Source organism: Streptomyces griseus, from assembly GCF_900460065.1.
In the GTDB taxonomy this organism is placed as follows: Bacteria; Actinomycetota; Actinomycetes; order Streptomycetales; family Streptomycetaceae; genus Streptomyces; species Streptomyces griseus.
Genome location: NZ_UAVD01000009.1, coordinates 105,071 through 119,604, shown reverse-complemented (window position 1 = coordinate 119,604; position 14,534 = coordinate 105,071). Strand labels below are relative to the sequence as shown.

1 protein-coding gene is annotated in these 14,534 nt (G+C 70.7%); it reads right to left on the bottom strand.

The features are described from left to right. Nucleotide 1: 1 nt before the first annotated feature. The gene (locus tag DTB53_RS05395) at nucleotides 2-14,533 is read right to left on the bottom strand and encodes a type I polyketide synthase (RefSeq protein WP_012381893.1); all 14,532 of its coding nucleotides are present in this window, start codon (nucleotides 14,531-14,533) and stop codon (nucleotides 2-4) included. Between the last annotated feature and the right edge of the window lies 1 nt (nucleotide 14,534).

Below are 14,534 nucleotides of genomic sequence, written 5' to 3'. Positions count from 1 at the left end.
GTCAGGCCTTCCTGTTCGATTCGACGAGGCTGAACAGCTCTTCGTCACTCGCTGCGTTGAGATCGGAGTCGTCGGCGGGGGAGGCGGGACCGTCCCCCGTACCGCGCCACTGGGCGAGGAGATCCTCGATGTGCTCGGTGATGAGCGAGTGGTCGTCGGCTTCCACGACGAGCGTCGACAGCAGCGCCGCGACCTCGTCGAGCTTGGCCCGGGCGGCCTTGCGGCCACTGGGCGCGAGCGTGTCGCGCAGGTGCCCGGCCAGCGCCGTCGCCGTGGGGTGGTCGAAGACCAGCGTCGCCGACAGCTGTACGCCGGTGGCCCTGGTGAGCTGGTTGCGCAGCTCCACCGCGGTGAGCGAGTCGAAGCCGAGCTGCTCGAACGCGATGTCCGGAGGGATCGCGCCGGCGTCGTTGTGGCCCAGTACGGCCGCGACCTGCGACCGCACCAGGTCCAGCACCCGGGCCTGCTGCTCCGCCTCGTCGAGACCGACGAGCGAGGCGCCGAACGCCCTGCTGTCCTCCTGCCGCACGGTGGTGGTGGGGGTGCGGCGGGGGATGAGGTTGCGGAGGAGTGGGTGGGTGGTGGGGTTTTTGCTGATGGTGGTGAGGTTGAGGGGGGTGGCGATGGTGGTGGGGGTGTTGAGGCCGAGTGCGGCGTCGAAGAGTGCGGTGCCGTGTTCGGTGGTGATGGGGGTGATGCCGTCGCGGGTGAGGCGGGCGTGGTCGGTGGTGGTGAGGTGTTGGGTGGTGCCGCTGGTGTTGGCCCAGAGTCCCCAGGCGATGGAGGTGGCGGGGAGTCCTTGGGTGTGGCGGTGTTGGGCGAGTGCGTCGAGGTAGGCGTTGGCGGCGGCGTAGTTGGCTTGTCCGGGGTTGCCGAGGGTGCCGGCGAGTGAGGAGTAGAGGACGAAGGCTTTGAGGTTGAGGTGTTGGGTGAGTTCGTGGAGGTGGTGGGCGGTGTCGGTTTTGGTGGCGAGGACGGTGTGGAGTTGTTGGGGGGTGAGGTTGGTGAGGAGTGCGTCGTCGACGATGCCTGCGGTGTGGATGACGGCGGTGAGGTTGGGGGTGTTGGTGATGAGTTGGTGGAGTGCTTCGCGGTTGGTGGTGTCGCAGGCGGTGGTGGTGATGTTGGCGTTGAGGTCGGTGAGGGTGTGGGGGGTTTTGCCTTGTCGGCTGACGAGGATGATGTTTTTGATGTGGTGGGTTTCGATGAGGTGGCGGGTGAGGATGGTGCCGAGGGTGCCGGTGCCGCCGGTGATGAGGACGGTGTCGTCGGGGTGCCAGGTGGGGGGTTGTGGGGTGGGGGTTTTGGTGAGGCGGGGTGCGTGGGTTTTGCCGTTGCGGATGGTGAGTTGGGGTTCGTTGCCGGTGAGGGTGGTGGGGTCGAGGGTGTCGTCGGTGTCGATGAGGGTGATGCGGTCGGGGTGTTCGGTTTGTGCGGTGCGGACGAGTCCCCAGACGGCGGCGGCTGCGAGGTCGGGTGTGGGGGTGTTGACGGCGTTGCGGGTGAGGATGATGAGGTGGTTGTCGGTGGTGTCGGTGAGGTGGGTCTGGAGGGTGGTGAGGATGTGTTCGGTGACGTCGTGGACGTTGCCGGTGGGGACTTCGATGAGGGTGTGTTCGGTGGTTCGGGTCGTGGGGGTGACCTGAGGCCAGGACAACTGGAACAGGCCGTCGGTGGGTGCGGTGAGCTCGGTGCCGACGGGGCGGGTGACGAGGCGCTCGACCGTGATGACGGGGGCGCCGTTCTCGTCGACGGCGTGGAGGCTCAGTCCGTCGCCGGCCTCGGGCGCCAGCCGGACGCGCAGGGTCCCGGCCTCCCTGGTGTGCAGGGTGACGCCGTTCCAGGAGAACGGCAGCGCCAGGGTGTCCGCGGTGGCCGCGGACGGGTGCAGCGCGGCGTCCAGCAGCGCCGGGTGCAGGCCGAAACCGTGCTCCGGAACCCGGACTTCGGCGTAGAGCACCTCACCGTCGCGCCACGCCTGGGTGAGGCCCTGGAACACCGGGCCGTACTCCAGTCCGCGCTGGGTGAGCGTGACGTACAGCTCGTCCACGTCGAGCGGCGAGCCGGTGGGGGGCCAGGTGAATTCCTGGGGTGTGACGGGGGTGGAGCCGAGGGTGCCGGTGGCGTGGAGGGTCCAGTCGGCGTCGGTGCGGGAGTGGATGGTCACGGTGTCGTCGACGACCTTGACCTGGACCTGGAGGGCCTCGGTGAGCAGCATCGGGGCTTCGATGACCAGTTCGTCCAGGGTGCTGAGGCCGGCGAGTTCGCCCGCGTGCAGGGCCAGGTCGACCAGGGCCGTGCCGGGGACGACGACCGTGCCGCGTACCTGGTGGTCCGCGAGCCATGACGACGGTGACAACCGCCCGGTCAGCACCGTGCTCTCACCGTCCGCCAGTCGGAGCAGTCCGCCCAGCAACGGGTGCCCGCTCTCGCCCAGGCCGAGCTCGGTCGCGTTGCCGCCGCCTGTCGGCACCAGCCAGTAGCGCTCGTGCTGGAACGCGTACGTCGGCAGGTCGACCAGATCCCCCTGGGGGGCGGTGATCGTGTGCCCGTGGACGTAGGCGGTGCCGAGTGCGGTGAGAACGGTGGTCGTCTCGTCGCGTCCCCGGCGCAGTGCGGCGGTGAAGGTGCCCTCGGCCGACTGCTGGGCCTGTGCGGTGAGAACGCCGTCGGGGCCGAGCTCGATGAACGTGGTCACGCCACGCGTCTCCAGCTCCTGGACGGCGTGGTGGAAACGGACCGCCGCGCGGACCTGGGTGACCCAGTACTCGGGGTCGGTCAGGTCGCTGTCGACGGCCACGGTCGAGACGACCGGGATCCGCGGTGCGGAGTAGGTGAGGGTACGGGCCACGGCGCGGAAGTCGTCGAGCATCGGATCCATGTGGTGCGAGTGGAACGCGTGGCTGACCGTCAGTTGCTTGGTCTTGCGGTCGGCGAAGTGGGCGGCGATCTTCGCCGTGTTGTCGCCGGAGATGACGATGGAGCGGGGGCCGTTGACGGCGGCGATGCCGACCGTGTCGTCGAGGTGGGGGGTGATTTCTTCTTCGGTGGCTTCGATGGCGGTCATGGTGCCGGTGTGGGGGAGGGCGTCCATGAGGGTGGCGCGGGCGGTGACGAGCTTGGCCGCGTCGGGGAGGGTGAGGATGCCGGCGACGTGGGCGGCGGTGATCTCGCCGATGGAGTGGCCGACCAGGTGGTCGGGGGTGATGCCCCACGACTCGTACAGGCGGTAGAGGGCCGTTTCCAGCGCGAAGAGTGCGGTCTGTGTGTAGAGCGTTCGGTCGAGGAGGCTGGTCTCTCCGAAGAAGACCGTCCGCAGGCTCTGGTCACCGAGGTGGGCGTCCACCGCGTCGATCGCCGCTTCGAGGGCTTCGCGGAACACCGGGTACGTCGCGTGGAGTTCCTGGCCCATGCCGGTGCGCTGTGATCCCTGGCCGGTGAAGAGGAACGCCAGACCGCCGGTGCCGATCGTACCGCTGGCCAGCACCTCGGTGTCGAGGAGGAGGGCTCGGTGGTCGAACTGGGTGCGGTGGTTGAGGGTGTGGGCGATGTCGGCGGGGGCCAGTTCGGGGTGTTCGGTGAGGTGGTGCTGGAGGGCGGTGATCTGGGCCTGGAGTGCTTGGGGGGTCTTGGCGGAGACGGGGTAGGGGATGGGTTCGGTGGTGGCCGGGGTGGCCGGGGTGGGGGTGGGTTGTTCGAGGATGAGGTGGGCGTTGGTGCCGGAGATGCCGAAGGAGGAGACGGCGGCGCGGCGGGGTCGTTCGAGTTCCGGCCAGGGCTGGTTTTCGGTGAGCAGGGTGACTGCTCCGGTGGTCCAGTCGACGTGGGGGGTGGGCTGGGAGACGTGGAGGGTTCGGGGCAGGGTGCCGTGGCGCATGGCCATGATCATTTTGATGATGCCGCCGACGCCGGCTGCCGCTTGGGTGTGGCCGATGTTGGACTTGAGGGAGCCGAGGTGCAGGGGGCGGTTGGCGGGTCGGCCCTGGCCGTAGGTGGCGAGGAGGGCCTGGGCCTCGATCGGGTCGCCGAGGGTGGTTCCGGTGCCGTGCGCCTCCACGACGTCCACATCGGCGGATTCCAGGCGGGCGTTGGCCAGCGCCTGGAGGATGACGCGCTCCTGTGACGGCCCGTTGGGCGCGGTCAGTCCGTTGGACGCCCCGTCCTGGTTGACCGCCGAACCCCGCACGACTCCGAGGATCCGGCGGCCGTTGCGCTCCGCGTCGGACAGCCGCTCCAGCAGGAGCAGGCCGACCCCTTCGGAGATGCCGGTGCCGTCGGCGTCGCCGGAGAACGCCTTGCAACGCCCGTCCGTCGCCAGTCCCCGCTGACGGCTGAACTCCACGAACGGATCCGGCGTCGCCATGATCGTCACACCGCCGGCGAGCGCCAGCGAGCATTCGCCCGACCGCAGCGCCTGGGCGGCAAGGTGTGTGGCCACCAACGAGGAGGAGCACGCGGTGTCGACCGTCATCGACGGCCCTTCCAGGCCGAGCCCGTACGAGACGCGACCGGACGTCACGGCTCCGGCGTTGCCGGTGCCCACCACGTCCTCGTTGCCCTTGGGGGCGGTGGTGAACCGGCTGGCGTAGTCGCGGTACATCGCGCCGGCGAACACACCGGTGTCGCTGCCGCGCAACGAGACCGGGTCGACGCCGGCGCTCTCCAGCGCCTCCCAGGAGGTCTCCAGCAGCAACCGCTGCTGCGGGTCCATCGCGGCGGCCTCGCGCGGGCTGATGCCGAAGAACGCCGGATCGAAGTCGCCCGCGTCGTGCAGGAACCCGCCCACGGCCGAGTAGGTCGTGCCCGCCCGGGAACTCTCCGGGTCGTACACCGCGTCCAGGTCCCAACCACGGTCCGCGGGGAATTCCGAGATGCCCTCCGAACCCGAGACCAGCATGTTCCACAGGTCCTCCGGCGTGTTCACGTCGCCCGGGTACCGGCAGGCCATGCCGACGATCGCGATCGGCTCGTCCGCCGACGCCCGCGCCTCCACCTGGCGGCCGGTCCGCTGCCCCGACAGCTTGCCGTGCAGGAACTCCGCGAGCGCCACGGGCGACGGATGGTCGAACGTCACCGTGGCGGGCAGCCGCAGACCGGTGGCCGCGCCGAGACGGTTGCGCAGCTCCACCGCGGTGAGCGAGTCGAAGCCGAGGCTCTGGAACGCCGTCCCCGCGTCGACCGCGCCCGCGTCCGCGTGCCCCAGGGTCGTCGCCACGTTCTCCAGCACCAGCGTCAGCAGCGACGCCTGGTCCGTCGCGACCACGGTGGTGGTGGGGGTGCGGCGGGGGATGAGGTTGCGGAGGAGTGGGTGGGTGGTGGGGTTTTTGCTGATGGTGGTGAGGTTGAGGGGGGTGGCGATGGTGGTGGGGGTGTTGAGGCCGAGTGCGGCGTCGAAGAGTGCGGTGCCGTGTTCGGTGGTGATGGGGGTGATGCCGTCGCGGGTGAGGCGGGCGTGGTCGGTGGTGGTGAGGTGTTGGGTGGTGCCGCTGGTGTTGGCCCAGAGTCCCCAGGCGATGGAGGTGGCGGGGAGTCCTTGGGTGTGGCGGTGTTGGGCGAGTGCGTCGAGGTAGGCGTTGGCGGCGGCGTAGTTGGCTTGTCCGGGGTTGCCGAGGGTGCCGGCGAGTGAGGAGTAGAGGACGAAGGCTTTGAGGTTGAGGTGTTGGGTGAGTTCGTGGAGGTGGTGGGCGGTGTCGGTTTTGGTGGCGAGGACGGTGTGGAGTTGTTGGGGGGTGAGGTTGGTGAGGAGTGCGTCGTCGACGATGCCTGCGGTGTGGATGACGGCGGTGAGGTTGGGGGTGTTGGTGATGAGTTGGTGGAGTGCTTCGCGGTTGGTGGTGTCGCAGGCGGTGGTGGTGATGTTGGCGTTGAGGTCGGTGAGGGTGTGGGGGGTTTTGCCTTGTCGGCTGACGAGGATGATGTTTTTGATGTGGTGGGTTTCGATGAGGTGGCGGGTGAGGATGGTGCCGAGGGTGCCGGTGCCGCCGGTGATGAGGACGGTGTCGTCGGGGTGCCAGGTGGGGGGTTGTGGGGTGGGGGTTTTGGTGAGGCGGGGTGCGTGGGTTTTGCCGTTGCGGATGGTGAGTTGGGGTTCGTTGCCGGTGAGGGTGGTGGGGTCGAGGGTGTCGTCGGTGTCGATGAGGGTGATGCGGTCGGGGTGTTCGGTTTGTGCGGTGCGGACGAGTCCCCAGACGGCGGCGGCTGCGAGGTCGGGTGTGGGGGTGTTGACGGCGTTGCGGGTGAGGATGATGAGGTGGTTGTCGGTGGTGTCGGTGAGGTGGGTCTGGAGGGTGGTGAGGATGTGTTCGGTGACGTCGTGGACGTTGCCGGTGGGGACTTCGATGAGGGTGTGTTCGGTGGTACGGGTCGTGGGGGTGACCTGAGGCCAGGACAACTGGAACAGGCCGTCCGTACGGGCCGTCAGCTCGGCGCCGACAGGCCGGGTGACCAGACGGTCGACCGTGAGCACCGGCTGACCGGACGGGTCGACGGCGTGCAGTGCGAGCCCCTCGTCCGACGGAGTGATCCGCACGCGCAGCGTCGTCGCGCCGGTCGCGTAGAGAGTGACGCCGTTCCAGGAGAACGGCAGCGCCAGGGTGTCCGCGGTGGCCGCGGACGGGTGCAGCGCGGCGTCCAGCAGCGCCGGGTGCAGGCCGAAACCGTGCTCCGGAACCTCCACCTCCGCGTAGAGCACCTCACCGTCGCGCCACGCACGGGTCAGGCCCTGGAACACCGGGCCGTAGTCGAGACCGAGGTCCGCCAGCATCGCGTAGATGCCGGAGGTGTCGAGCTCCTGACCCTGCGGCCAGGTGAATTCCTGGGGTGTGACGGGGGTGGAGCCGAGGGTGCCGGTGGCGTGGAGGGTCCAGTCGGCGTCGGTGCGGGAGTGGATGGTCACGGTGTCGTCGACGACCTTGACCTGGACCTGGAGGGCCTCGGTGAGCAGCATCGGGGCTTCGATGACCAGTTCGTCCAGGGTGCTGAGGCCGGCGAGTTCGCCCGCGTGCAGGGCCAGGTCGACCAGGGCCGTGCCGGGGACGACGACCGTGCCGCGTACCTGGTGGTCCGCGAGCCATGACGACGGCGACAACCGCCCGGTCAGCACCGTGCTCTCACCGTCCGTGCTCTCACCGTCCGCGAGCCGCAGCAGTCCGCCCAGCAACGGGTGCCCGCTCGCCCCGACGCCGAGGCCGGCCGCGTTGCCGCTGGTACGCGTGAGCCAGTAGCTCTGTCGCTGGAAGGCGTAGCCGGGGAGGTCGCTGAGCTGTGCGCCGTGGGGTGTGGTGAGGGCGCGGCCGTGGACGTAGGCGGTACCGAGTGCGGTGAGGGCAGTGGTGGTCTCGTCGCGTCCCCGGCGCAGCGCGGCGGTGAAGGTGCCCTCGGCCGACTGCTGGGCCTGTGCGGTGAGGACGCCGTCGGGGCCGAGCTCGATGAACGTGGTGACACCGCGGTTCTCCAGTTCCACCACGGCGTGGTGGAAGCGGACCGCCGAGCGGATCTGGGTGACCCAGTACTCGGGGTCGGTCATGGCGAGGTCGGTGGCGACCGTCGGAACGATCGGGATCGACGGCTGCTCGTACGTCAGTTGCTCCGCCGTCACGCGGAAGTCGTCCAGCATCGCGTCCATGTGGTGCGAGTGGAACGCGTGACTGACGGTGAGCTTCTTCGTCCTGCGGTCCGGGAACCGCGCGGCCACGCCGGCGGTGTCGTCGCCGGAGATGACGATCGAGCGGGGGCCGTTGACGGCGGCGATGCCGACCGTGTCGTCGAGGTGGGGGGTGATTTCTTCTTCGGTGGCTTCGATGGCGGTCATGGTGCCGGTGTGGGGGAGGGCGTCCATGAGGGTGGCGCGGGCGGTGACGAGGCGGGCCGCGTCGGGGAGGGTGAGGATGCCGGCGACGTGGGCTGCGGTGATCTCACCGATGGAGTGGCCGACGAGGTGGTCCGGCGTGATGCCCCAGGACTCGTACAGGCGGTAGAGGGCCGTTTCCAGCGCGAAGAGTGCGGGTTGGGTGAGGCGGGTGCGGTCGAGGTCGCCGGTGAAGAACTCGTCCTGGATGCCGAGTGCGGTGAGCGCGGCGTCCAGTGCCTCCCGGAACACCGGGTAGGTCTCGTAGAGCTCGCGGCCCATGCCGGTGCGCTGTGATCCCTGGCCGGTGAAGAGGAACGCCAGACCGCCGGTGCCGATCGTACCGCTGGCCAGCACCTCGGTGTCGAGGAGGAGGGCTCGGTGGTCGAACTGGGTGCGGTGGTTGAGGGTGTGGGCGATGTCGGCGGGGGCCAGGTCGGGGTGTTCGGTGAGGTGGTGCTGGAGGGCGGTGATCTGGGCCTGGAGGGCTTGGGGGGTCTTGGCGGAGACGGGGTAGGGGGTGGGCTCGGTGGTGAGGGGGGTCGCCGGGGCCGCCGGGGTGGGTTCGGTGGTGGCCGGGGTGGCCGGGGTGGGGGTGGGTTGTTCGAGGATGAGGTGGGCGTTGGTGCCGGAGATGCCGAAGGAGGAGACGGCGGCGCGGCGGGGTCGTTCGAGTTCCGGCCAGGGCTGGTTTTCGGTGAGCAGGGTGACTGCTCCGGTGGTCCAGTCGACGTGGGGGGTGGGCTGGGAGACGTGGAGGGTTCGGGGCAGGGTGCCGTGGCGCATGGCCATGATCATTTTGATGATGCCGCCGACGCCGGCCGCTGCCTGGGTGTGGCCGATGTTGGACTTGAGGGAGCCGAGGTGCAGGGGGCGGTTGGCGGGTCGGCCCTGGCCGTAGGTGGCGAGGAGGGCCTGGGCCTCGATCGGGTCGCCGAGGGTGGTTCCGGTGCCGTGCGCCTCCACGACGTCCACATCGGCGGATTCCAGGCGGGCGTTGGCCAGCGCCTGGAGGATGACGCGCTCCTGTGACGGCCCGTTGGGCGCGGTCAGTCCGTTGGACGCCCCGTCCTGGTTGACCGCCGAACCCCGGATGACCGCGTGCACGGTGTGCCCGTTGCGCACCGCGTCCGACAGCCGCTCCAGCACCAGCACCCCGGCGCCCTCGCTCCAGCTCGTACCGTCAGCGTCGGCGCTGAACGGCTTGCTGCGCCCGTCCTGGGCCAGGCCGCGCTGGCGGCTGAACTCCACGAACACGTCCGGGTTCGCCATGACCGTCGCACCACCGGCCAGCGCCAGCGAGACCTCACCGGTACGCAGCGCCTGCGCCGCGAGGTGCGTCGCCGTGATGGAAGAGGAGCACGCCGTGTCGATCGTCACGGCCGGACCCTCCAGGCCCAGCGTGTAGGAGATGCGACCGGAGGCGACCGACGCGGCCGAACTCGTGCTGACGAACCCCTCCATCGCGGCGGCGTACTGGCCGACGCGCGGTGCGTAGTCGTAGTGCATCAGCCCGGTGTAGACACCGGTCCGCGAGCCGCGCAGGGAGGCCGGCGCGATGCCCGTGCCCTCCAGCGCGTGCCAGGCGGTCTCCAGCAGCAACCGGTGCTGCGGGTCCATCGCCGTCGCCTCGCGGGGCGAGATCCCGAAGAACTCGGGGTCGAACGCGTCGGCCTCGTAAAGGAATCCGCCGTGCTTCACGTACGAGGTGCCGGTGCGCTCGGCGTCCGGGTGGTACAGGTCGGGCCAGCCGCGGTCGGCCGGGAACTCGCCGATCGCGTCGACCCCGTCGGCGACCAGCCGCCACAGGTCCTCGGGCGATGTCACACCGCCGGGGAACCGGCAGGCCATGCCCACCACGGCGATCGGGTCGTCGGTCACCGCCGTCGTCGCCACCGCCGCCGCCCGGACGACCCGCGAGCCGGTCAGGGTGACGCGCACGAACTCCGCCAGCGCGTCGGGCGTCGGGTGGTCGAAGATCACCGTGCCCGACAGTTTCGTGCCCGTCGCCGCGCTCAGCTTGTTGCGCAGCTCGATCGACATCAGCGAGTCGAAGCCGAGCGCGCCGAACTGCGCGTCCGCGTCGATCGCGCCCGGATCCGTGTGGCCGAGCACCGCCGCGACGTTCTCGCGCACGACGTCCAGCACCACCGCGCGCTGCTCGTCCTCGGACAGCCCGGTGACCCTGTCGGCGAGATTGCCGGCCGGGACGGCCCGCCGCGTCGTGCGGACCAGCCCGCGCAGCAGCGCGGGCGCCTCGTCGCGGAACGCCGCCAGATTCAGCGGCGACGCGACCAGCGTGGGCACGTCGAGGCCCAGCGCCGTGTCGAGCATCGCGAGGCCGTGCTCGGCGGTGATCGGCAGGAAGCCCTCACGGGCCAGCCGGGCGCGGTCGGCGTCGGACAGCTCCGACGCCATCCCGTCGTCCCACATGCCCCAGGCCAGCGACACCGCCGGCAGCCCCTCACGGTGCCGCAGCCGGGCCAGCGCGTCCAGGTAGGAATTGGCGGCCGCGTAGTTGGCCTGGCCGGCCGTGCCGAACGTACCGGCGACCGACGAGTACAGCACGAACGCCTTCAGATCACGCTCACGTGTCAGGTCGTGCAGGTGCCAGGCTGCGGTCTTGGGACGCAGGACCGCGTCCAGCCGCTGCGGGGTCAGCGTGTCGATCGGGCCGTCGTCCAGGACGCCGGCCGTGTGCACGACCGCGGCCAGGTCCGGAAGCCCGTCGAGCAGTGCCTTCAGCGCCTCTCGGTCCGTGACGTCGCACGCCACGCCGCGTACGTGCGCCATCCCCGGGTCGCGTCCGCTGCGGCTCGCCAGCACGACGTCGCGTACACCGTGACGCTCCACCAGATGCCGTGCCAGCAGTGTGCCGAGGGCGCCACCGGTGATCAGGACCGTGCCGTCCCACGTGGGGGCGGGGCCCCGGCCCGTGCTGCGGGCGAGCCTCGGGGCCAGCACCGCGCCCGCGCGGACGGACACGTGCGGCTCGTCGCCGACGACCGTGGCCAGGTCGACACTGCCGTCGGTGTCCACCAGCACGATCCGGCCGGGGTGCTCGGCCTGGGCCGACCGCACCAGTCCCTCGACCGCCGCGGCCGAGAGGTCGTCGCCGCGCCGGACCACCGCCACGGTCCCGTCGCCCGCCAGCTTCTCCTGCAACGCCGACAGAACCCGCGCCGTCACGTCGTGGACGGTGCCGTCCGGAACGTCGAGCACGGTGTGGGGAACGGGCACCGGGGTGACCGGCACCCACGTCCGCTCGTAGAGGCCGTCGGTGCGGGTGGCGAGCTGGTCCGCGGTCACCGGACGCGTCGCGAGCGACGACACGGTCAGTACGGGCGCGCCCTCGGCGTCGACGGCGTGCACCGCGTTGGTACCGAGGTCCACGCGGACCCGCAGCGCGGTGGCACCGGGGGAGTGCAGCCGAACGCCCTGCCAGGCGAAGGGCAGAGCGAGCCCGTCGGCCGTCGCCGCCAGCGGGTGCAGCGCGGCGTCGAGCAGCGCGGGGTGCACGCCGAAGTCGTGCTTCTCCACCGCGACCTCGGCGAACACGGCCGCCGCGGTGCGCCAGGCAGCGGTGACGTTGCGGAAGGCGGGGCCGTACGCGAGCCCGGCCGCTCCCAGCTCCGCGTACATCTCGGCCACGTCGATCGGCTCCGCGACGGGCGGCCAGGCCAGGTCGGCCCGCGGCACGGTGTCGTTCGACAGGGTGCCGGTGGCGTGGAGGGTCCAGTCGCCGTCGGTGCGGGAGTGGATGGTCACGCTGTCGTCGACGACCTTGACCTGGACCTGGAGGGCCTCGGTGAGCACCATCGGCGCTTCGACGACCAGCTCGTCCAGGGTGGCGAACCCGCTCTCCCCGGCCGCGTGGAGGGAGAGGTCGACCAGTGCGGCGCCGGGCACGATCGCGGTGCCGAGCACGGTGTGGTCGTCCAGCCACGTACCAGGAGTCAGCCTGCCGGTGAACAGGACGGTGTCGCTGTCCGCGGGCCGCACCACACTGCTCAGCAGCGGGTGATCGGTGGGCGTCTGCCCCAGGTCCGTCGCGTCGGCGCTCGTCACGCCCGCCGTGAGCCAGTACCGCTGCCGCTGGAAGGCGTACGACGGCAGCTCGACGCGGTGCGCGTCGCCGTACAGCGCCTGCGCGTCGGGGACCCGGCCGTGGGTGTAGGCGGTACCCAGCGCGGTCAGCGTGCTGGTGACCTCGTCCTGGCTCGACCGCAGCGCCGCCGCGAACACACCGTCGGCGGACTGCTGGGCCTGTGCGGTGAGGACGCCGTCGGGGCCGAGTTCGATGAAGGTGGTGACACCGTGGTTCTCCAGTTCCACCACGGCGTGGTGGAAGCGGACGGCCTCACGGATCTGGGTGACCCAGTAGTCGGGGTCGGTCAGGTCGCTGTCGACGGCCACGGTCGAGACGATGGGGATCCGTGGTGCGGAGTAGCTGAGGGTACGGGCCACGGCGCGGAAGTCGTCGAGCATCGGTTCCATGTGGTGCGAGTGGAAGGCGTGGCTGACGGTGAGTGCTTTGGTGCGGCGTCCCTGGGTGCGGAAGTGCTCGGTGATTCTTTCGGTGGCGTCGGTGTCGCCGGAGATGACGACGGAGGTGGGGCCGTTGACGGCGGCGATGCTCACGCCGTCGGTGATGTGGGGGGTGATTTCTTCTTCGGTGGCTTCGATGGCGGTCATGGTGCCGGTGTGGGGGAGGGCGTCCATGAGGGTGGCGCGGGCGGTGACGAGGCGGGCGGCGTCGGGGAGGGTGAGGATGCCGGCGACGTGGGCGGCGGTGATCTCGCCGATGGAGTGGCCGACGAGGTGGTCGGGGGTGATGCCCCAGGACTCGTAGAGGCGGTAGAGGGCGGTTTCGAGGGCGAAGAGTGCGGGTTGGGTGAGGCGGGTGCGGTCGAGGTCGCCGGTGAAGAACTCGTCCTGGATGCCGAGTGCGGTGAGCGCGGCGTCCAGTGCCTCCCGGAACACCGGGTAGGTCTCGTAGAGCTCGCGGCCCATGCCGGTGCGCTGCGATCCCTGGCCGGTGAACAGGAACGCCAGACCGCCCCGGCCCGCCTGGCCCTCGGCCAGCGTCGCGTCCCCGAGGAGCGCCGCCCGGTGCGTGAACTGGGTGCGCTCGGCGAGGGAGAACCCGACGTCGGCGGGTGACAGCCCGGGGTGCCGGTCGAGGTGGTGCCGCAGCCTGTCGATCTGAGCCCGCAGCGCGTCGGGCGTCCTGGCCGACACCAGGTACGGCACCCGCGCCGCCCCACCGGGCTCCACGGACTCGCCCGGCTCCGCGGGCTCCGCCACCGGCACCGCTTCCAGGACGACGTGCGCGTTCGTGCCGGAGATGCCGAACGACGACACGCCCGCCCGCCGCGGACGCTCCAGCTCCGGCCACGGCCGGGCCTTCGTCAACAGCTCGACGGACCCCGCCGACCAGTCGACGTGCGGGGTCGGCTCGTCCACGTGCAGCGTCCGGGGCAGCACCCCATGACGCATCGCCATGATCATCTTGATGATGCCGCCGACCCCGGCAGCCGCCTGCGTATGGCCGATGTTCGACTTCAACGAGCCCAGCCACAGGGGGGATTCCCGGTCCTGGCCGTAGGTCGCGATGACGGCCTGCGCCTCGATCGGGTCCCCCAGGACCGTCCCGGTGCCGTGCGCCTCCACGACGTCCACGTCCGACGCGGTCAGCCGGGCGGAGGCCAGCGCCTGCCGCATCACCCGCTGCTGTGCCGGCCCGTTCGGCGCGCTGAGCTGGCTGCTCTTGCCGTCCTGGTTGATCGCACTGCCCCGTACGAGACCGAGGACCCGGTAGCCGAGCCGCTCGGCGTCGGACAGCCGCGCCAGCGCCAGCATGCCGACGCCCTCGCTCCAGCCCGTCCCGTTCGCCGCCGCCGCGAACGACTTCGACCGGCCGTCCGGCGACAGGCCGCGCTGCCGGGAGAACTCGATGAAGAACCCCGGCGTCGACATCACGGCGACACCGCCGGCCAGCGCCAGCGAGCACTCGCCCGCACGCAGCGCCTGCACCGCGAGGTGGACACCGACCAGCGACGACGAGCACGCCGTGTCCACCGTGACCGCGGGGCCCTCGAAGCCGAGGGTGTAGGCGATACGGCCCGACGCGACACTGTTCTGATTGCCCGTCAGCAAGAAGCCGTCGGTGCCGTCGACCGACGGGTGCAGCAGGCTCGGACCGTACTCCTGCGACATCACCCCGACGAACACGCCCGTGTCGCTGCCGCGCAGGGAGTCGGGGCGGATCGCCGCGCTCTCCAGCACCTGCCACGCCGACTCCAGGAGCAGCCGCTGCTGCGGGTCCGTCGCCGTCGCCTCACGGGGTGACACACCGAAGAAGTCGGCGTCGAACTCGTCCGCGTCGTAGAGGAATCCGCCCTCACGCGTGTAGGACGTGCCGCTCCGGTCGGGGTCGGTGTCGAACAACGCGTCCAGGTCCCAGCCCCGGTTGGCGGGGAACTCGGAGATCGCGTCCTCGCCGGAGTCGACCAGCCGCCACAGGTCCTCGGGGGACCGCACACCACCGGGGTAGCGGCAGGCCATGCCCACGATCGCGATGGGCTCGTTCTGCGCCGCCTCCAGGTTCTGGAGGGTCCGCTTGGCCTGCTTCAGCTGGGCGGTGACCCGGCCGAGATAATCCCTCAGCTTCTGTTCTTCTGACATT